Below are 20,655 nucleotides of genomic sequence, written 5' to 3' on the forward strand. Positions count from 1 at the left end.
TGTTAGAATGGTAAATCGTCTCCAGTTTCCTGATTTGGAGTTTTGGTTTTCTGTTCGTTGGTGCTTGTCTGAGAGTTTTCTACTTTCTTACCCCCTCCATGCAATTTGATAGTTGAGGTATGGAAATTTAAACTTGCTCTTAATTCTCCGTCATTGGCTGTCCACGGTCTTGTGCTAACTCTACCTGTAAGTTCTACCAGAGTGCCTTTGGTGAGTATCTTCACTACATTTGGGCTTATCCAGTAAGAGCAGTCGAAATAGGTAGTTTGTTCTATGCGTTCGCCTTGTTTGTTGCGATAGCTGTCGTTGGTAGCTACTGAAAAGTTGACTACTTGTTTTTCTTTTGATGTTGTGCGTACTTCCGCATCCCTTGTCAGTCTTCCGATGATGTTCATAATCTTTAATTTTTAGAGTTAAATTTTATTTTATTTATTCGGCAATGAGAGGAGGAGCTGTTTCGTTTCACTCTATTACCATTTCTAATGCTTTTGTTTTCCATTATTCACATTTTTTTTATTCGTCTAAAGAGCCGGAGTATGCTTTGTTTCGTTTCAGGAGCATAAAAGGTTAGTGTTTAGCAGGAGCAAGGTTTTGTCAAACAAATACAACCCGAATGGGTGGAGATTTTTTGACAAACCCGTAGGGCATGACCTTGTTTCTGCGTTAAGAACACTAGTATACCTTTGCTCTTGAAATGGGACAAAACAGCATACTGGCTCTTGAATAAAAAACAGTGGAAGCGATGAAAAAGGCATTGAGTAAATGGTTCAATGTGATTTGAAAAAATCAATTAATGAGATAGAATTTCTAAAAACTTTAAGTGTCATTATTTTCTAAATATATATGGCTATGAAAGCCATGTAAAAGGATCTTGAAAAATACTGTTTAGGTGAAGATTTGGATTTTTCAAGATGCTTTTATTAGGTATCCGATTAAGCTCTTTTATGAAGTAGAGTAGCGGATGAATAAATGTGCTTTGAGGATTTTGTATGGATATAAAGAGAAGGATTCTCATATCCTTGGTGGCATCTTTCTTCGATACCGCCAAAGCATGACAAATAATACTGTTAAATACCATAAGAATTAACCTTTTTATTTAACGCTCTATTTTAGGAAGACCAAATAGAAAAATAGGCGATGCGATGGAGAAGAAAGAACTAAAGAAAATACCAATCGAAGAGGTTATGGAGTTTTTTAGAAAAGAAGGAATGGAGATGGATAGGGAAGAAGCAGAACTTGTTATGGGATTTTTGAATAATCTCACGATGATTGTTATTCGGGAATGCTTTGACGTAGAGTAGTTTATTTCGTATCTTAGCTAATCCCTATAAAACATTTTATTATTTATCCAAAAGAGATTAGCCATGAAAATAGCAGATTTATACATACGTGTGTCTACCGACGAACAAGCAGATAAAGGGTATTCACAAAGAGACCAGGAAGAGCGTTTAAAACGATTTTGCTCGACAAATAAAATTACTATCGGACAGGTTATCTATGAAGATCATTCTGCTAAAACCTTTAAGCGTCCTAGATGGGTAGAACTGTTAAATAATTTGAAAAAGAAAAGTTCGAAAACTAATCTTCTACTTTTTACAAAATGGGATCGTTTCAGTCGTAATGCAGGGGATGCTTATCAAATGATTAGTATACTTACCAATCTTGGGGTAGAACCGCAAGCTGTTGAACAACCTTTAGATCTTTCTATTCCAGAAAACAAAATGATGCTTGCAATTTATTTGGCTGCTCCTGAAGTAGAAAATGACCGTAGAGCACTCAATACCTTTTATGGTATGAGAAGAGCAAAAAAGGAGGGACGGGTTATGGGAGTGGCTCCATTCGGTTACGTAAATAAATGTAAAGAAGATGGTAGTAAATATATTGCACTACAAGAGCCTCAAGCTACTAATTTGAAATGGGCTTTTAATGAAATAGCAAAGGGATTATTTGCCTCTAATCAAATACGTTTAAAAATGAATGCCTTAAGCTTAAAAAAAATAAGTAGTAGTTCTTTTCATTTAGCTATTCGTAATCCAGTGTATTGTGGTAAGGTATTCATTCCAAAATATAAAGACGAAGATGCTTATTTTGTGCAAGGACAGCACGAACCGTTAATCAACGAGCAACTATTTGATAGAGTTCAAAAAATATTGGATGGTAATAAAAGAGTAGAACTTCCAAAAACTAAAATTCTTTCTGATGTTAACCTACCTTTAAGAGGTTTTTTGGTGTGTCCAAAGTGTGGACGTAATCTGACGGGAAGTGCTTCAAAGGGTAGAAATAATCGCTACTATTATTATCACTGTCATCCTTCGTGCGGTTTTCGAAAAAAAGCAGAGGTAGCCAATTTGATTTTTGAAGAAGGTCTGCAACTGCTGAATATAAATGATATAATGAAAAAGTATCTAAAAAAAATCTTCATAGATAATTATAAGACTTTCGTAAAAAGCCCAACCAATCAAAAAAAGCTTATTTCGGATGAAATTGACCAGTTGAATTCAAAGTTGTCAATAGCAAGAAATAAACTTTTAGCAGGAATTCTTGATGATGAGGATTATATTGAAATTAAAAAAGACTTGAAAGAAAAGATTGAAAAGCTGGAAGAACAGTTAGGGAAAGATGATTCTGATAGTAAAACTGTAAATATAGATGTATTGGTCGAAAAAGGGCTTCAGAGTATCACAAACATAGGTAAACTGTACAAAGAAGGTGGGGTTAATACAAAAAGGGATATAATTGGTTCGATATTCCCTGAAAAATTGGAATTTGACGGGAAGATATATCGAACCGCCCGAATGAATGTAATTGTGGGTCGTATCTTTCAGATTAACAGTGAGTTGATTAAAAATGAAAACAGGAAAAAAGATTGTTTTAATCCCTTCTCCTGTCAAGTGACCATGGAGGGATTTGAACCCTCACGCCCTTGCGAGCACCACCCCCTCAAGATGGCGAGTCTACCGTTTCTCCACATGGCCTAAAAGAAAAAAAGGTTAAGTAAAAATTACTTAACCTTTTGTGACCCGACTGGGGCTCGAACCCAGGACCCCATCATTAAAAGTGATGTGCTCTACCAACTGAGCTATCGAGTCAATTGCATCAGAAAACGTTTTTCAAGTGAATCACTTAAATTGTGACCCGACTGGGGCTCGAACCCAGGACCCCATCATTAAAAGTGATGTGCTCTACCAACTGAGCTATCGAGTCTTGCATCGTTCCCTGATTGCGGGTGCAAATATAAGGCGTTTTTTTTATTATTTCCAAGCTATTTTATTATAAATTTGTCTTTTTTTAATAATAAATTTTAACACCTTAGTTTATAGGGTTTTATTCTATGAAGAAAATTATACTGTTAGGTTATATGGGTTGTGGAAAGTCAACAATTGCCAAAGAATTATCAAAAAAGCTTGAAATCCCCTTTATCGATTTGGATGAATTTATCGAAAAAAAAGTGGAAATGACCATAAAATCGATATTTGCCGAAAAAGGAGAAATCCATTTTAGGAAATTAGAACACGAATGTTTTGTGGAATTATTGAATTTTACTGAGCCTATTATAATTGGACTAGGTGGAGGAACACCTTGTTATGCTAATAATCATGAATTGCTTAAAAGGGATGATGTGTTGTCGATTTATTTAAAAGCATCCATAGAGACCCTCGTTGATCGATTGTCGTTAAACAAGAGCAATAGACCCCTTATCGCCAATAAGAATGATGAGGAGATGAAAGAGTTTATTGCTACTCATTTATTTGAAAGAAGTTATTATTACAATCAGGCGCAATATAAGGTTGTGGTAGATAAACAAACTATTACGCAAACTGTAGAAGAAATTATAGAAATTTTAGCTTAACCAAGCGTAGCTATTGTCTTGTTCAAATTCCACTTGTACATGTTCTAATAAGGATGTAGAAAGCGAAATCCCTTTAAAATCGGCTTTTACAGGATATTTTTTATGATTGCGATCGACTAAAACCGCTGTTTTGAATTTTTTAAGTGGCACATCTAAAAAGTGTTTTACCGCATAAATTAAGGTTGTGCCTGAATTCAATACATCATCTATCAGGATTAGGCCTTTGTTAGCATATTCTTCTGCAGCAATTGAAGTTTGAATGGCTACAGTAGGATTTTGTTTGTCCATGTGAACTGCACATAAAATTACTTTTAAAGTAGAGATAGCTTTAAGTTCCTGAGCAATTTTTTCAGCAAAAACATAACCATTGGTAGCAATTCCGGCAAGAACAACTTCTTCTTCTTCAATAAAAGTTTCGTAGATTTGGTAAGCAATTCTTTTTGTTTTGTGTTTGATTTCCTGATTGGTTAGTATGATGTTTTTGCTCATGATTTATTTTTTTTTGCTAATGTACAAATTTAGGATTCTAAATTTCATTATGATATTCTCAAATTCCAACTGTCAGAAGGGATTTTTGGTTTTTGTTTTTTTAGGGAATGCTATTTTTTTAAATTAAAATAATTTTAATCCTCCTCCTCATCTCGGTAGATTTCGTTACCATATTCGTCAATATCCCTGCGGTCTTTTTTAGTAGGACGCCCAGTTCCAGTTTTGCGGTAATGTTCTTTGGATAATTTTAATAATTCCAGATGTTGGTATGCTTCTGCAGGAGTATCATTTCTACGGTATATATCAACTAGTTTAGCGCCTACACGGTTTTCAGGTATATCTAATACCGTGATGATTTGTGTAATCTGGTCTTTTCTAAAAGTAATTTTATCCGTTGGAAAAACTTCCTTAGAGGGTTTGGCAACAACACCGTTTACCGTAACATGATTCTTTTTGCAGGCTTCGGTAACCATATTTCTGGTCTTGTAATATCGGACACACCATAAATATTTATCTATTCGCATAAAATTTCTAAAATCAGAGTTAAATAGTTCACAAAAATAAATCAATATTGTATCTTGCGCACTTAAAATTTAGCTATAATGAACAAATTTAAGTATTATTTTATTGTAATAATTACAAGCCTCTTTTTATTTTCTTGTTCCAAAGATGATAACTCGTATACTCCAGAACCGCTTAGAGATTTTCAAGAACAATTTACGGCAGATAATACCACTATTGAAGAATATTTGAACACTTATTATTTGGATGATGCTGACAATCCTAATTTAGCGGATAATGATGTAGTATTTAAAAAAATAACGGATGTTGTGAATCAAAAATCAATCATGTCCTACTTAAACAGATCTACTTTTCCAAAATTGTTGAAAAAAGAAGTTGAGTTACATGATATTACTTATACTTTATATTATTTAGTACTAAGAGAAGGAACAGGAGAGTCTCCTTGTAATGTGGATGGTGTTCTGACATCTTATAGAGGGCAGTATTTGTACAAAAGTACTGTTAGTGAAGTAACAACATTGACAGCTACAGAATTTGAAGAAGTGAAATATCCACAATCCTTTTTTAATTTATACGAAGTGGTTACAGGGTGGAGTGAAGTTTTTCCGGAATTTAAGACTGGTAATAATGTACCTTATAAAGATTCAGATGGAAAGGAAGATGGAACCTTAGTACATACTGATTTTGGAGCAGGAGTAATGTTCTTACCTTCTGGTTTAGGGTATTATAATACTGGTCAAGGTTCTATTCCAAGTTATTCACCATTAATATTTTCTTTTAAATTATATGCTATTAACAGGTCAGATTTAGATGGAGACGGTATTCCTTCTTATTTGGAAGATATAAATGGAGATGGATATGTTTATACTTTAGCTGATGGAGTTTCTAATCCAGATGATTCTGATGGAGATGGAATTCCTGATTATTTAGATATTGACGATGATGGGGATGGTTTTACTACAAGATCTGAAATCACAGTAAACGGAGTAGTGACTCCTTTTGCATCTATTCCAGATTGTAGTGGAAGTACTGAAAACGCAAATAGAATTAAAAAACATCTTGATAAAAACTGTCACTAAAAGCAGTTGTAAAAAAAAAATCCCGATTTACAGCAATTGTAAATCGGGATTTTTTGTGCAATTAATTTTTGGGTAAAATTAATTTTGTTTTAACCAGTTGCTAAAATCATTAAAAACCTGTGGCGAAACACCGTGACCAATAGGATATTCATTATAAACGGATTCAATTCCCAGAGTAGTTAAAAAAGATTTCGTTTTTCTAGCCCATTCTACCGGAATTACTTGGTCTACTGTGCCGTGAGCTGCAAAGATTTTTAAATTAGAGAAATCATTGTTTTTGTAGTTTTCTTCAAATATAGGTTCGCTAATATAGCCGCTCAAAGCAATTACTTTTTGTACTTTATCAGGATGAGAAAGTGCTATGGCTTGACTTAAAATAGCACCTTGGCTAAAACCTAATAAGGTGATTTTTGAAGGGTCAATTGGATAATTGACAATTAATTCTTCAATAAACCTAGCAATTAAATCACGGGATAATTTGGCTTGTTCGTGATCTGAAAATTTATTTTCATTGGCATCAAAATTTATGGCGTACCAAGCATAGCTTCCATATTGTAAATCATAAGGAGCACGTGCCGAAATAACATAATATTCTTCTGGAAGTTCAGAAGCAAAAGAAAATAAATCGGCTTCATTGCTGCCGTAACCGTGAAGTAATAACAATAATGGATTCTTATCTAATTTTATTTTGGGTTCTCTGATGAGGTATTCTAAGGATAAATTCATAGTAAGTGTTCAGTTTTGAGTATTCAGTAATCAGTTTTGGAACTTGATTCTTTTTTTGATTCTATTTATACTGAGCTTGGAGTTTGGATTTTTAGTATTGGATTTTTTAAAAACTAAGAAATGCTTTTAAACCATTTTTGGTATAAATTACCAACTAATGGCATGGGACGTGTTTCCCCTTTTATAGCGCTAAAAATACCGTAAGTCCATAATACGGAAACGAATATCCACATAGGAGCCGAGATCATCAAGCTATCAAAATTACTGATGATAAGACCTAAAGAAATAAAAGTTAAGGTAATCCCTAATCCTTGACGGATGTGGAAAGAAGCAAATGGGTTTTTGTCTTCGGCATTCATAGACATGGCAATAAAAACTCCTATACCTAAGATATAGCTGGTTATTGCTGCTGTTTTTCCTTCTTCAATTGTATTGTTCATGTTTTATGCTAAAATTAATTTTCCTTGGTTGACAATTCCGTATGCTTTTCCTTGAAGCTCCATTCCTAAAAAGGCAGAGTTTTTAGATTTAGATAAGATGTTTGCTTTGGTAAAAGTACTTGTTCCTTCGGTTGTAAAAAGGCTCAAATTTGCTTTTGCACCTTCTTGTATAGCAGCATTTTCGATCTTGAAAATTGTTTTTCCAGCCGTTAGTTTTTCAATCACTTTTTCTAAAGGCAATACAGTCAATAAGGCACTAAAGGCAGTTTCTAAACCAATAGTTCCGTTTTTAGCCATATCAAATTCCATTTTTTTATGTTCAATGTCCATTGGATTATGGTCGCTGGTAATTACATCGATAGTGTTGTCTAGTATTCCGGCTAATAAAGCTTGACGGTCTTCTTCGGTTCGCAATGGTGGAGCCACTTTGTATCTGGTGTCAAAATTATCTAATTTCTCGTCTGTCATTGTTAAATGATGTACGCTCACGCTGCAACTTACTTGCAATCCTTTGGCTTTAGCTTCTTGGATTAAAGCCACTGATTTTGCTGTAGAAATGGTTGGAATATGCATTTTTCCGCCAGTATATTCTAGTAAGAATAAATTGCGGGCAATTTGTAATTCTTCAGCTAAATTTGGAATTCCTTTCAGTCCCAAACGGGTTGAAACTACGCCTTCATTTACTACGCCATTTCCTTTTATTTTTTCTTCTTGTGCAAAAGCAATCACTAATCCGTCAAAATCTTGGGTGTATTGCAAGGCAATTTTTAGCAAATTGGCATTGTCTAAACTTCTGTTGTAATCGCCAAAAGCAATTGCACCTGCTTGTTTCATGTCAAACAATTCCGCCATGTCTTTTCCTTCGGCATTTTTTGTCAATGCCCCAATTGGGTAAAGTTCCGTAGCTTGTCCATTAGCTTTGTTTTTTACAAAATTTATCTGCGATTGATTGTCAATTATCGGGAAAGAATTGGGTTGCAAAGCAATGCCTGTGAAACCGCTTTTTGCAGCAACTAGCAATCCGTTAGCAATTGTTTCTCGGTCTTCAAAACCTGGTTCGCCAAGACAAACACTGCTATCAAACCAACCTTGAGAAACATGAAGATGATTCAGTTGTACTTCTTCAACGTTTTCTGGATTAGCTAATGAAGTGCCAATTTTTTCAATGAATCCATCTACTATTAAAATATCTACCGTTTGATTATTGAAAGGACTTTGTGGGTCGATAATTTTGGCGTTTCGGATAATGAGTTTCATAAGTAGAATATATTTTTATTTCAGGAATTTTATAATAGCTATTTCGCATACAAGGAAGAGCAGTGCAAAGATAACAAACCATTTCCAAAGTTGATTATCCATTCGGTCGCTTTGTATGCTGCTAAAAACACTTTCAATCGACTCAGAAGTTTGATAATCGGATAGTAAATTGTTATCCAGTTGGTTGAGATTGCTTTCGCTTCTGTTGTAATTAAAACTGATATTTTCTATCCATTGTTTTTGATTGTAAATTTCAAAATTTCCAGCTTCTTGTGGCAAATCGTTAAATGTCATTTTAACTTTTGAATTCATAATTTGCTGAATTGGAATAAATTGTTCGTTGCTGTTTTTGACTTCTAAAATGCCATCTTTAGCAACTGAAGTGGCTACAATAAAAGGATTAGAATTACCAATAGTTAACGCATTGATGCCGTTATTTTGATTGAATTGTGCCATTTTATAAAATGTAGGAACAATTAAAGGTGATTGTTGAAAGTTAGAATTTTCTGTATTGATAGGTGCTGAAAAGACATATACGACTGAAACTGGTGTAAATAAAGCCGAAAGAAAAGCAGTTTGATCATCATAAATCAAAGCTCCGGAATTGGAATTTGAAATAGCAAAGGAAGTTTTGGTACTTGGATATTGAAAATTATTAATCTTACTTTCAAAAACACCCGAAAATAGGGGGTGATTGAAATTGATTTTACTAATTAATTTCTCTACCGTTTCATAGGATTTGAATTGGATGTTTCCAAAATTCCCTAAGAATGAGTTCAGCGTGGCAGTGGAACATTTAGCAGAAGGAATAACAATTAAGTTGCCGCCTTTTTGAACAAAATCTTTCAATGTAATTTGTAAAGCTTGTGGGATTTCATCCAATTCGTTTAAAACCACAGCATTTTGTTTCTCTAAATTGTTGTAATCTAAAGTTGCTAATTCCGAATTGCTGTAGTTGAATTCGTCAGTGGTATAAATACGTTGTAAAAAGTTACTTTTTTGGGCTTCGCCAATGCTGATAATGTTGATTTTTTTAACTTTTGAAATACTGAAATAAAAAGTATTGTCATAAGCTAAGCTGTTATCAGTAATGGAAACATAACCGTGGAAAGCTTGTTTAGGAATGCTAAAATGCAATGTTTTTTTAGGACTGTCTAAATGAGTTACGGTTTTAGCAATCAGCTTTTTTTGATTGTAAATGGCAATTGGAACCGATTTAATGTCCTCGCCAAAACGGGATAAGTTTACATTGATATCATAGAAATCATTGGTGGTTTCATCAATAAAAACACTGTCAATACTAACATTGTTTTTTTGTTCCGATTTTGGAATGATAAAATAGCTAACGTCAGTTTCAGGAATATTTTTAAGTTGTTTTTTATTCAATCCTACAGCATCCGTAATGATAATGATGTCTTTTTTTACATTACCAGGACGTGCATTTATTTTAGCTAAAATTGGATTTAAGTCAAAAGGAATGGCACTGTATTTTATATTCTGCAGTGTGCTTCTAATTGATTTGATATCGGTATTCCAGTAACTTTCCGTATTGGTAATCAGCGAAAAGTTCTTGTTTTCTGGTGCTTCTTCTAGTAATTCTTGAACAGCTCTTTTTAGTAATTCTCCCTTTTTCCCTTTGGCTTGCATACTAAAGGAATTGTCCAGAATAATATACATTTCGTTGGAGCGGTTTTTATGGTCTTTTGCATCAAAATAAGGCTGAGCAAAAGCTAAAATAATAGCTGCCAGTAGCAATAGACGGCAAGCAAGCAACAACCATTTTTTTAATTGGGAACTTTTTCTGGTTTGAATTGAAATTGATTTTAAGAAACGAACATTGGTAAAATATTCTTTTTTAAACCTTCGAAACTGAAATAAATGAACCAAAATAGGGACAATCAATAAAAAGAGAAAGTATAAAATTTCAGGATGTTTGAATTGCATTCTTGTTTTGGCTTTTATTTAGTATCCAAAAATACAAATTTGTAAACAGTTTTAAATGGAGAGTGTAGGATTTTTTAAATAGATTTAAATCCTATTATTGATTCGGTTTTTATATGTATTTTAGCAGTTATCAAATAAAAAGTATAAAATGAAAAAAGGATTTTTAGTTGCTTTAGTCTTATTGTTTTGCAATGGTATTCAGGCACAGGAAAAGAAATTTAATTTAGTTATAGGAACTTACACTAAAAGTTGCGAAAGTAAAGGAATTTATGTGTACGAGTTTGATACCGAAACTGGAGAGACTGTATATAAAAGTGCCACGGAGAATGTTGTAAATCCCAGCTTTTTGACGCTTTCTAAAAAGAATGATTTTGTTTATTCGGTTAATGAGGATGGACCCAAAAGTACGGTGAGTGCTTTTAAATATGATTCTAAAAGTGGAAAATTAGATTTTCTGAACAAACAAGACATAAATAATCCAGGACCGTGTTATATTATTAATGATGATAAATCGGTAATAACTGCTAATTATACCGGTGGTAGCGTTGCTGTTTTCGGAAAAAATAAAAACGGAAGTCTGACTCCTTTGAAGCAATTGGATCAACATTTTGGGAAAGGACCAAACCCGAAGCGTCAGGAGAAATCACATGTACACATGGTGCAGTTTTCACCCAATCATCAATTTGTTTTAGCAACCGATTTAGGAACCGACCAAATGTATTTGTACCAATACCATGCGAATGCTGCCAAACCATTGGAACTTAAAGATAGTATTAGCGTAAAAGCGGGGAGTGGTCCCAGACATTTTACTTTTAGCAAAGATGGAAATAAACTTTATTTACTGCAGGAACTGGATGGCACTTTGTCAGTTTTTAATTATTCTAAAGGGAAATTACAATTGGTTCAGGAAACTACAGTGGTGGAAGAAGGGTTTAAAGAAAGTTTTACAGCCGCTGATATCCATATTTCACCTGACGAACAATTTTTATATGCTACCAATAGAAAAGAAGCTAATACTATTAGTTGTTTTAAGATCCTGAAAGATGGGAAACTGGAATTGGTGTCCAGAAACAGTACTTTGGGCGATGGACCTCGTAATTTTGCTATAGATCCAACAGGGAATTTCCTTTTAGTTGCCCATCAATATACAAATGATATTATTGTTTTTAAAAGAGATAAAACCACAGGGAAGTTGACTGATACCGGAAAACGCATTCCTTTGTGTTCACCAGTTTGTTTGGTTTTTACTAAAATATAATTCTGTGATTGTAGTAGAATGAGTGTAGCAATATCAAATTTTTTATCTGAAAACAGAATTTTAGGAACCGAATCAGCTAAGATTTTAGAGGGATTTTGGAACAAGGACAAAGTTCTCCAATCAAAAGAACTGTTGTTGGGGTTTAATCAAAAAGATTCCAATTTGTATTTTGTAAAAAATGGTTGTGTACGCTTATTTGTAATTGATAAAAACGGAGAGCAGATTAATTTGGGTTTTGGATATGAAAATTCGTTAATCACCTGTTTTCAGACTTTTATTGAAGGAAAACCTTCGTTGATAAGTATCGAAGCAATCGTTGATACAGAACTGGTAGCCATTGCTAAGGAAGATTTGATGCCGTTGATTCAAAGTAATTCCGAAATTGCTCTTTGGTATCAGTCCATGCTTGAATTTACCTTATCAGGTCATATTCAACGACAAGTAGAGCTGTTGACTTTAAAACCCTATGAGCGCTACGAAGTTTTTATAAAAAGAAGTGGTCATCTGATTAACAGAATTCCGCTCAAATTTATCGCTTCTTATTTGATGATGAAACCAGAAACCCTGAGTAGGATACGGGCTAAGATTTCTTGATTTTAATCAAGTGTGAATTGTTGTTTTAATTCCAAATTTGTGATTGTAAATATAAAATCATCAATTATGAAATTAGCTTCAGGTCAAAAAGCCCCGTTGTTTGTGGTAAAAGACATTTTTGGAAATACTGTAGATTTGGATCAAATCCAGAATCAAAAAATTATGTTGAGTTTTTTTCGCTATGCTGAATGTGCTATGTGCAACCTTCAGATTTCTAAAATTATGAAACACAAAGATTCATTTGCTGAAAAGGGAATTAAACTAATTACTGTTTTTGAATCCCCGGCTGAAAGTTTAAAAACAAGTATAGCTAACCGACATCAGTTTGACTTCACGATAATTGCCGATACCCATCGGGAGTTGTACGATTTGTATAAAGTAAATCCTTCCTGGTTAAAAACAATGAGAACCATGTCGATTAAAGGGATACAGCATCTTTCGGCGGCTGTTAAACTGGGTTTTAAAGCCGGTGGAAAAGTAGAGGGAACCTTGCATCAAATTCCGGCTGATTTTTTAATTGGTTCTGATAAAAACATTGAAATAGCTCATTATGGAAATAGTGTGATTGATCATTTTCCTTTGGAAGAACTATTTAAAAACTAGCATAAAAAAAGCCTGAAATGTATGTTCCAGGCTTTATAATTATTTCTTTTTTTTCTTTTTTGCTCTTGTTTTCAGCATGTTTCGGTTAACAGAACCATGTGTTTTCTTTTTGGTTTTGGATGGTCCGCCAAGATTGACTTTTTGGTTCTTTTTAGCTTTTTCGTGAAAAGCTCCGTCTCCATCTGTTTTGGGTCTTTTCATTAAAATCTTAATGGGCTGTCTGTCTTTTTCAGGACCAATTAATTTTGTAGAAATCTCTACTTCTTCAGGGAAATCTTCGATGTCTAATTCCATATTCATCAATACTTCTGCACCCACTTTTAATTCTTCTTCACGTGGCGTTACCAAGCTTATAGCTGTTCCTGTAGCATCGGCACGACCGGTACGACCAATACGGTGCATGTACAATTCAGGTTCTTCGGGCATTTCGAAATTGATAACATGAGTAATGTTTGAAATATCCAAACCTCTCGCCATAATATCCGTTGTAATTAATCCGCGAAGGGTTCCTTCCTGGAAAGAAGCCATGGTATTCAAACGGTAATTTTGTGATTTATTAGAGTGAATCACACCAAATTGGCCTTCAAAATCTTCCTCAATACTTTCGTGAAGCATATCAGAAATCTTTTTGTTGTTTACAAAAATCAAAACCCGACTCATGTCTTCGTTGTTTTTTAATAAATGCTTTACTAAGTTAACTTTAGTATTGAAATTAGGAACGTTATACGTAATTTGTCTGATTCGTTCTAATGGAGTTCCAGATGGTGAAAGGGTAACTTCTTCAGGATAATCAAAATAGTCATTCAAAATAGCGTCAACTTCATCGGTCATAGTAGCCGAGAATAAGATGTTTTGACGTTTTTTGGGCATCATTGCTAACAAGGCAGTCAGCTGAACGCGGAAACCTAAATTCAGCATTTCGTCAAATTCATCAATAACTAGTTTTTGCATGTCTTCAAAACGAACCACATTGTCTAAAGCCAAATCCATCGTTCTACCCGGAGTTCCTACAAGAATATCTGAACCTTCATAGACTGATTTTTTTTGGGTATTGATATTTACTCCTCCAAAAATCCCAATGGTTCGGATAGACATGAATTGGGTTAGTTTTTCCAGCTCTTCAACAACCTGAACAACAAGTTCTCTGGTAGGAACTAAAATGACAATTTTAGGAGTATGTGTTACACTAAATTTGTATTGTTTAAGTAAAGGTAATAAGTAGGCAAAGGTTTTACCAGTACCTGTTTGTGCAATTCCCATCATATCTCTTCCGGACATAATTACAGAAAAAGATTTCTCCTGAATAGGAGTAGGAGTTGTAATTCCTAATTCATCAATTGCTTTTTGTAATGATTTAGGAAGATTGAATTGCTCGAAAGTAGCCATAAAACGTATATTTTGTGCAAAGATAGTCTTTTTAAAATAACCTTTGAACAGGATTAGTTCTATGGGAATATTTAAACCGCAAATTCGCAAATTTTCATTTATGATCAAATGTAACTATCTTATGAACGGGTTAGTAAACATTACTTTAGTTAACAAAAATCAGTTGATGAAAATATTTTAATTAGCGAATTTACGGTAAACCTAGATTTGTGAATTTTTTAGAAATGTTGCTATTTAAAGTTTAAATTCCAGGAAAGGGTCAATGAATAAATCCAAAAATAATTCCCCGGATCAAAACTAATTTCCTGATGAGCTACATCAAATTGTGCACCCCAAGCATTTTTTTCTTTATTAGTCGAGAAAAAGTAACCTACATTCAAACGCTGTGTTTTTAGATTGATAATTGCTACATCATTAGCGTCAAAAATAAACTGATTTACTTCTGGTGAAATTCCCATGCTATATGTTAGACTCAGGTAATTATCAGCATTACTGCGGTATTTTCTATAATTTAAAGCTGCCGAAGTACTTGTTCCTCCATCGCCTGGTGTAAAATAGGGACGCAAGGACCAATAACTATTTCCAGTGTACCATCCGATAGATCCAGTATAAATGTTAGTGGTTGTACTGTATTTAAGTGTTCTGAATCCTGCAGAAAGTTCTAAACTGTGTGGTAATGATTTATACAATTCGGCACCATATCTTAAGTCTGGAAAAATAAAACTATTAGCATAGCCAACATTTACATATGCATACAATCCTTTGGTAATTTTAGGATACATATCCACTTCAACTTGTGCGCCATTTTCATTGAAACGGCGGTTGAAATTGACTCTTCCTATAATACTTCCATATTTGGTTTGTTTGCTATAGCTTAAAGAATAATATTGCATTGGGTCAAAAGTTTGCGAGTATACATCAACTGATGCTCTTAAACCAATAGTGTTTGTTCTTAAAGTACTGTTTAAACTTTCTAAAAAATCTTTGGCATCTTGATTTTCAGAATTTTTAGCAATCAGACCTTTTACTACGTTTTGTGCTTCCAGTGGATTATTAGTGTTTTTTAATGCACTAGCTTCTAATAAGCTAATCTCGGGGTCGTTTGGAAAAATTTTCAAAGCCGATTTAGACATTTCTAATGCTTGATATGGAGCATCACTCCAAGATTCATTTTTGATAGCAGCGACCCAGTTTTCCTTATTTTCGGGGGCTTTTTCAATAACATAAGCAAACTCTTTTCGAGCTTTTTTATAATCACCATCCCAGGAATAAGTAGAAGCTAGAAAAGTACGAATGTCATGATAGTTAGGATATTTAGTCAAAATATTTTCTAAAGTATCTTGGGCTTGTTTCCTTTGCTGATTAAAAGCCAGTTTACGAGCTGTTTCAAAAGATGTATCGGGATTTCCGTTGTATGGACTTACTTGAGCTTGTGTTTGTATTGCCCAAGCAAAAGTAAATAGTATCGATAATTTGATAATAGGTTTGCTTATCATCATTGTAATTCGTTTTTAAGTTTAAGGAACTCACTATTATTAGGATATTTTTGAAGCATACTGTCAATCGCTTTTTTAGCCATAGCTAAATGATTGGTTCTTTGGTATGCTTTGGCTAATTTAATACCTAATTCCGGATTTTTAACTTCGTTTTTTAATGCTTTTTTAGCAATATCAATTCCTTTTTCGTCTTGATTGGACCACCAATAAAGATCCATTAAGGCAAGGTAACTGTCATAGTAATAAGGCGTTCTTTTGACAACTTCTAATAGTTCTTTTTCGGCATTTTTATAATCTTTGTCCCAAGCTAAGGTTCGACCTTTTAGGGTTCTAACATCGGCATAATTAGGCAATTCATTTAAGATGTAATTGCACAAAACACGCGCTTCTTTTCGTTTGCTGTTAAAAGCTAATTCTCTAGCTCTCAGGAATGTTTGATCGTAATTTAAATCTTTAGCTTCTTTTCTGATTACAGCCATTTCTTCTTTCGAAAATTCAAAGGACGCTTTGCTATAGATCAGTAATGATTTTGGTAGAATTTTATTCTTTTGAGTCAAATAAGCATTGAGTTTTTTAGCCTCCTGTAAACTATCTTCAATAGTTTTTAGTAAATCACCATCACTAATTTTTGACGTTTCAAAATTCTCATCTATCTGGAATAGATTACCGTTAGAGTACAAATAATCTTTGTAGATGTATTCATTAATAACGCCTTTATTTTGCATAATTGGAATTTTATGAACATTTCTAAAGCGTTTCACCGTATCTAATCCTGTACTCATCCAAGCTGTTTTTTCTATTTTGTTATCCATTTTATAATTGTTCATTAAAAAGGAAACTAAACTTGGCGTAATATCCCAATGTGAGGAAACAGATTTGAAAGATTGTGTTTTTTTCAACATTGGACTATAGATATACAAGGGAACGTGAAAACGGCACAATTTGTCTTTTTGTTCAATAGGAATCAAACGGTGGTCTCCTGTAATAATAAAAATAGTATTATTGTAATCCGGTCTTTTAGCATAAGATTCCATGAAAGTTTGAATCGAGTGATCTGTGTACAACAAAGAAGCATAAATGTTTTTATAAGTTTCTACCTCTGATTTTGAAAGCGCCATATTTTTATTAGATGCCGTAATAGCATCTACTTTTTTTAGGTATTCTTCTCTTTCAGGAAAATCAAAAGGCTCATGATTCGATAATGTCATAATCACATCTAAACGTGGTCCTTTTTTAGACTGAATTTCGCTAAGTGTTTTTCTGAAAATTTCAGCGTCCGGATACCCCCAAGTAAAACCTTCGGCATTGGCTTTAGTTTTATGGTAACTAGAATCAAATTTATTGATATCGACAATGTTGTCAATATTGTTGTATTCTAAGAAATTATTTCGATGATCAAAACTGGATTCGTCTCCACAATAAAAAGCAGTGTTGTAACCATTGGATTTTAAAATACTAATTAAGGAACTGTGGGCAGCTAAGGGTTTCATTTCTAAAAAACCTTTGTCTCCATAAGGTAGCGAACCTAAAATAGAAGGTAATGCTCCAAAAGTACGACCGGCATTACTAACAAAATTTTCCCAATACAAAGATTTTGGAATCATAGAATCCAAATATGGAGTAAAACCTCTATTAGCATTTTTACCAATAAATTCATCTCCTAAGCCTTCAACAATAATCATAACGATGTTTGGTTTTTCGTCATTGATTTCGAAAAAAGGTCCTAAAACATCCGGAGTAGAAGAGGATGGTTTTAATAAGGGGAATTCTTTTTTGTATGTTAAATTAGCAGCGTTAAATTGTTTTTTATCTTCTTGAAATTGGATAATAGCATTAGAAAAATATGCCAATTTGTTTTGGTATGAAGTATCGGCAACTTCAGGAATAAGTAATTTAATTCCAAGACAAAACACAGCAGCAATTACTGTTCCTATGTATAGTTTTTTTAGAACTATTTTTCTAGAAACGTATTTGTTTATGATCCAATACAATAATGGAAAAGCAATAAATGGTACAAAATACAATATTGAAAAGGATTCTGATGCCGTAACGGTTGTGTACATGTCGCTAGTAGAGTATCCTAAAAAATCGGCTCCAAGGTTCACTAATGTGGTTAAATGGTATTTAGTTAGGGCAAATTGACCAATAATGATTAGTGTAAAAAGAATCTTGATAGGAAGATCTTTCCAACTTTTTTTAGTGTAATGGCATGCAAAATAAATAGGCAAACAGAAGAGACTAATTATCAAAACTGTCCAGAAATCATTGATTAGTTTGTAAAATAATGTACTGGCAACAGATGGAATTTTAATTCCGGTATAAAGTTTAGCAATTATTTCGAAAATGCTAATTAATCCAAAAGTGAATGCCATAGAAAGGCACAAGAAGCCATAATTAAAGGAACTCTTTAATGGTTGATTGTTGTCCATCGATGTAGATTTTGTGTTTTTTTTTTGTAATTAGTTAGTTAGCCGTCATTCCTTTGCGTGTCATTTCGCCCCATTTAATTTTTTTATTAAAATAGTAGTCAAAATTCCCTTTTAAAGCAGCATATAAAATAAAAGGATGATTGAGAATAGGTTCTGTAAAAGCTGTTTTTATAAGTTGTAAACCCATTCCTTTTTTTCGATATTGGTGATAGGTAAGTTCTTCAGTTATTATGGTAATTATAGAAAACATTACTGTAAATAGATAAGCTATTATTAAAAACAATATGGCATAATCCCAAAGAACATTGTTGGTAATAATAAGGAATAAAAAGTAAAATAAACCTAATACTTCAACAATGGGAGCTGCTCTTTCAAATAAAAACCAATACGGATAACTAATGGTTCCAAGCGCTTTATATTTAGGATTGAATCCAATTTTTTTATGTTTTTTTAATGTTTCTATAGTTCCTCGTGTCCATCGGTTTCTTTGTGAAATGAATATTTTATAATTATCAGGTGCTTCCGTCCAGCAAAGAGGATCCGGAATATAAGCCACTCTGTATTTTACTTTTTGTTCTTCCATGTGGCGTCTCATTCGTACAATAATTTCCATGTCTTCCCCTACTGTTTTAGTATCATATCCGCCTACTTCTAAGGCTGTTTTTTTATCAAATAATCCAAAAGCACCAGAGATAACTAATAATCCATTGAGTTTGCTCCAGGCCATTCGGCCTAAAAGAAAAGCTCTCAAATATTCTAAAATTTGTCCTCTTACAATTCTATTTTTTGGAAAATTGATATCCAGTAATTTCCCGTCTTTAATTACACAGGAATTAGCAATTCTAATTACACCACCAGCAGCAATAACTTTTTCATCGGTGGCTTCCAGGAATGGTTTTACCATTTTTTGTAAAGAATCTTCTAGCAATAAACAATCTACATCTATACAGGCAACATATTTATGGGTACTAATGTTTAATCCCAAATTCAGCGCATCGGCTTTTCCTCCGTTTTCTTTGTCTACTACAATTAATTTTTCAAAAGCTGGATTAGTCGATTTAAAAACACCTTTTCTAAGTGGCTTTGTTTCAATTTGATAATTAATCAAATAATCAACTTTAACCAAGTCATAAGCTACAATTAATTTTTCTAAACTATCATCTTTACTACCATCATTAACAATAATTACATCATAATTTACATAATGATTAGAAAGTAAAGAACGCACGTTTTCTACAATGTTTAAACTTTCGTTATAAGCTGGTGCAATGACAGAAATAGAAGGAGAAATAGACGAAGATAAAATACTAGAATAGTTTACAAAACTATTTTTCTTCATATAATTAACGGTTTCAAATGCAGATATAATTGCTAAAATAATATACGATGAAATAGCAGCTATTGCAAATCCGAAAAAGAAATAGTCAAAAATATCGATTAGTTGTTGGGGGATATCTATAGTCATAATTAACTGGCTATGGTTAGGTTTTTGTCTATTGTAAAATCAGGGGTAATTGTATTAACTTTAAATGTATTATCGTCATCAACAGTAATTAAATTCATGATTTTCATAACAGAAACTCTGATGTAAAAATTCTCATGTTGGATATGCTCTTTTATAAAAGGAATGTCGTTTGGCATAGCCATTTCTTCCATCATTTTAAAAAAGGCTATTTGTTCCTCCAGACTTCTGCTAAAGAGATCTTTTTTAATGATTTCTACCGCTTCATAAATCCCTAGATGATTAACGATATTAATGGCTTCAACTCTAATTTCGCTATTTGAATGGTTAAAAAGAGCTTTGATAGCTTCTTGTGCTTCAAATTGATTGTAGATTCGGGCTAATTTTAAAGTAAACAGGACTACTGAATCGTTTTTAGAATACAACCATTTTGAAATGTCTGGGACTTCCAGATTATTGAATTGATCTAAAATTTCTAATAGTTGAATTTGATCCCATTCGGATAAATTACTTTCTAATACATCTAAAAATTCAAGTCCATTAAAACGAAATAATTTAACTAAGTATTTTTGAATTTCATTACGAACTTCTTTTCTTGGATGATTGATTAATTGAATAATTTCATCGTGTGCTTCTTTGATTTCAAATTGTGTTAACTCTTTGATAGCACGAGCTACAGCATCCCATTTTTTACTTTTTAATTTTGAAGTGGCTGAGTTTATTAATCCTGTTTTGTAATATAAATTTTGAATAGCATCTGCTGTTTCTCCTGAAATTTCATTCTTTAATTTTAAAAATGTAGTAATAATAATTTTTCGTTTTAAACGATTTTGTATACACTTTTTTAAATATTCAACTATTTTTTGTTGCTGTTCGCTGTTTTCAGGAACATCATCAGCATATAAATATTCGATTAGATCCGCTTCGTATTTTTTTTGATACGTAGCTTCTATTCGTCCTTTTATTCTTAACCGTTTTCTAAGACTTTTTAAATAGACTAACAAGACTATTATAATCATCATAAAAAGGGCAGAAGTATAAGCACAAAATTGAATGATTGGATGCGAATTTTGAAACGCATCAATGCTATTTTGGATTAAATCTAACATAATAGTTGGTT

At 33.1% G+C, this 20,655-nt stretch carries 18 protein-coding genes, 3 tRNA genes and 1 pseudogene; 7 read left to right on the forward strand and 15 right to left on the reverse strand.

Annotated elements, in window-relative coordinates; translation table 11 throughout:
- Window positions 1-2 precede the first annotated feature (2 nt).
- The gene (locus AC4FRF_RS06600) at window positions 3-395 is read right to left on the reverse strand and encodes a single-stranded DNA-binding protein (protein WP_491158697.1); all 393 of its coding nucleotides are present in this window, start codon (window positions 393-395) and stop codon (window positions 3-5) included.
- Between the two features lie 747 nt (window positions 396-1,142).
- Here AC4FRF_RS06600 and AC4FRF_RS06605 point away from each other — a divergent pair.
- Entirely contained in the window at window positions 1,143-1,301 is a 159-nt protein-coding gene (locus AC4FRF_RS06605; RefSeq protein WP_491158698.1) for a hypothetical protein, read from the forward strand.
- 63 nt (window positions 1,302-1,364) lie between these two features.
- Window positions 1,365-2,297: pseudogene (locus AC4FRF_RS06610) on the forward strand (recombinase family protein); the annotation flags it as partial.
- Window positions 2,298-2,892: 595 nt separating this feature from the next.
- On the opposite strand, the gene AC4FRF_RS06615 reads toward AC4FRF_RS06610, so the two are convergent.
- The 3 genes from AC4FRF_RS06615 to AC4FRF_RS06625 all read right to left on the reverse strand — a co-directional run bounded on the left by AC4FRF_RS06615 (window position 2,893) and on the right by AC4FRF_RS06625 (window position 3,204).
- Window positions 2,893-2,975, reverse strand: a tRNA-Leu gene (locus AC4FRF_RS06615).
- Window positions 2,976-3,016: 41 nt separating this feature from the next.
- A tRNA-Lys gene (locus AC4FRF_RS06620) sits at window positions 3,017-3,089 on the reverse strand.
- Window positions 3,090-3,131: 42 nt separating this feature from the next.
- Window positions 3,132-3,204 (reverse strand) — tRNA-Lys (locus AC4FRF_RS06625).
- A 127-nt stretch (window positions 3,205-3,331) separates the two neighbouring features.
- On the opposite strand from AC4FRF_RS06625, the gene AC4FRF_RS06630 reads away from it, so the two are divergent.
- Window positions 3,332-3,850 (forward strand): shikimate kinase, encoded by a 519-nt coding sequence (locus AC4FRF_RS06630; RefSeq protein ID WP_491158699.1) that lies wholly within the window; start codon window positions 3,332-3,334, stop codon window positions 3,848-3,850.
- Here AC4FRF_RS06630 and AC4FRF_RS06635 read toward each other — a convergent pair.
- Together AC4FRF_RS06635 and AC4FRF_RS06640 are read right to left on the reverse strand one after the other, a co-directional pair.
- Window positions 3,842-4,339, reverse strand: coding sequence for a phosphoribosyltransferase family protein (locus AC4FRF_RS06635; protein WP_491158700.1), 498 nt, complete (start codon window positions 4,337-4,339; stop codon window positions 3,842-3,844). The two genes, AC4FRF_RS06630 and AC4FRF_RS06635, sit on opposite strands and share 9 nt — an antisense overlap.
- A 134-nt stretch (window positions 4,340-4,473) precedes the next feature.
- The gene (locus tag AC4FRF_RS06640) at window positions 4,474-4,863 is read right to left on the reverse strand and encodes an RNA-binding S4 domain-containing protein (RefSeq protein ID WP_491158701.1); all 390 of its coding nucleotides are present in this window, start codon (window positions 4,861-4,863) and stop codon (window positions 4,474-4,476) included.
- 78 nt (window positions 4,864-4,941) lie between these two features.
- On the opposite strand from AC4FRF_RS06640, the gene bamM reads away from it, so the two are divergent.
- Window positions 4,942-5,940, forward strand: a complete 999-nt coding sequence (gene bamM / locus AC4FRF_RS06645; RefSeq protein WP_491158702.1) for a BamM family beta-barrel-assembly machinery protein — start codon at window positions 4,942-4,944, stop codon at window positions 5,938-5,940.
- Between the two features lie 78 nt (window positions 5,941-6,018).
- Here the strand turns inward: bamM and AC4FRF_RS06650 are convergent, their stop codons facing one another.
- From AC4FRF_RS06650 to AC4FRF_RS06665, 4 genes are all read right to left on the reverse strand, one after another.
- The gene (locus AC4FRF_RS06650) at window positions 6,019-6,666 is read right to left on the reverse strand and encodes an alpha/beta hydrolase (RefSeq protein ID WP_491158703.1); all 648 of its coding nucleotides are present in this window, start codon (window positions 6,664-6,666) and stop codon (window positions 6,019-6,021) included.
- Between the two features lie 113 nt (window positions 6,667-6,779).
- A complete protein-coding gene (locus AC4FRF_RS06655; RefSeq protein WP_491158704.1) occupies window positions 6,780-7,106 on the reverse strand; it encodes a hypothetical protein in 327 nt (108 codons plus the stop codon).
- Between the two features lie 3 nt (window positions 7,107-7,109).
- Window positions 7,110-8,363, reverse strand: a complete 1,254-nt coding sequence (locus tag AC4FRF_RS06660) for a dihydroorotase (protein ID WP_491158705.1) — start codon at window positions 8,361-8,363, stop codon at window positions 7,110-7,112.
- Window positions 8,364-8,378: 15 nt separating this feature from the next.
- On the reverse strand, window positions 8,379-10,307 hold the full coding sequence (locus tag AC4FRF_RS06665) for a BatA domain-containing protein (RefSeq protein WP_491158706.1): 1,929 nt from the start codon (window positions 10,305-10,307) through the stop codon (window positions 8,379-8,381).
- Between the two features lie 148 nt (window positions 10,308-10,455).
- On the opposite strand from AC4FRF_RS06665, the gene AC4FRF_RS06670 reads away from it, so the two are divergent.
- From AC4FRF_RS06670 to AC4FRF_RS06680, 3 genes are all read left to right on the forward strand, one after another.
- Complete coding sequence (locus tag AC4FRF_RS06670; RefSeq protein ID WP_491158707.1) at window positions 10,456-11,565, forward strand: lactonase family protein; 1,110 nt, start codon at window positions 10,456-10,458, stop codon at window positions 11,563-11,565.
- Window positions 11,566-11,583: 18 nt separating this feature from the next.
- Window positions 11,584-12,159, forward strand: coding sequence for a Crp/Fnr family transcriptional regulator (locus tag AC4FRF_RS06675; RefSeq protein ID WP_491158708.1), 576 nt, complete (start codon window positions 11,584-11,586; stop codon window positions 12,157-12,159).
- Window positions 12,160-12,225: 66 nt separating this feature from the next.
- A complete protein-coding gene (locus tag AC4FRF_RS06680) occupies window positions 12,226-12,762 on the forward strand; it encodes a peroxiredoxin-like family protein (RefSeq protein WP_491158709.1) in 537 nt (178 codons plus the stop codon).
- Between the two features lie 39 nt (window positions 12,763-12,801).
- Here AC4FRF_RS06680 and AC4FRF_RS06685 read toward each other — a convergent pair whose 3' ends face one another.
- The 5 genes from AC4FRF_RS06685 to AC4FRF_RS06705 all read right to left on the reverse strand — a co-directional run bounded on the left by AC4FRF_RS06685 (window position 12,802) and on the right by AC4FRF_RS06705 (window position 20,644).
- Window positions 12,802-14,148, reverse strand: a complete 1,347-nt coding sequence (locus AC4FRF_RS06685; protein WP_491158710.1) for a DEAD/DEAH box helicase — start codon at window positions 14,146-14,148, stop codon at window positions 12,802-12,804.
- A 230-nt stretch (window positions 14,149-14,378) separates the two neighbouring features.
- A complete protein-coding gene (locus AC4FRF_RS06690) occupies window positions 14,379-15,647 on the reverse strand; it encodes a YaiO family outer membrane beta-barrel protein (RefSeq protein WP_491158711.1) in 1,269 nt (422 codons plus the stop codon).
- On the reverse strand, window positions 15,644-18,073 hold the full coding sequence (locus AC4FRF_RS06695; protein ID WP_491158712.1) for a sulfatase-like hydrolase/transferase: 2,430 nt from the start codon (window positions 18,071-18,073) through the stop codon (window positions 15,644-15,646). The genes AC4FRF_RS06690 and AC4FRF_RS06695 overlap by 4 nt, the downstream gene beginning before the upstream one ends.
- Window positions 18,074-18,107: 34 nt before the next feature.
- Window positions 18,108-19,538, reverse strand: coding sequence for a glycosyltransferase family 2 protein (locus AC4FRF_RS06700; RefSeq protein ID WP_491158713.1), 1,431 nt, complete (start codon window positions 19,536-19,538; stop codon window positions 18,108-18,110).
- Between the two features lie 2 nt (window positions 19,539-19,540).
- Window positions 19,541-20,644, reverse strand: a complete 1,104-nt coding sequence (locus AC4FRF_RS06705; RefSeq protein ID WP_491158714.1) for a HEAT repeat domain-containing protein — start codon at window positions 20,642-20,644, stop codon at window positions 19,541-19,543.
- Window positions 20,645-20,655: the final 11 nt, after the last annotated feature.

This window comes from Flavobacterium sp. ST-158 (genome assembly GCF_058309975.1).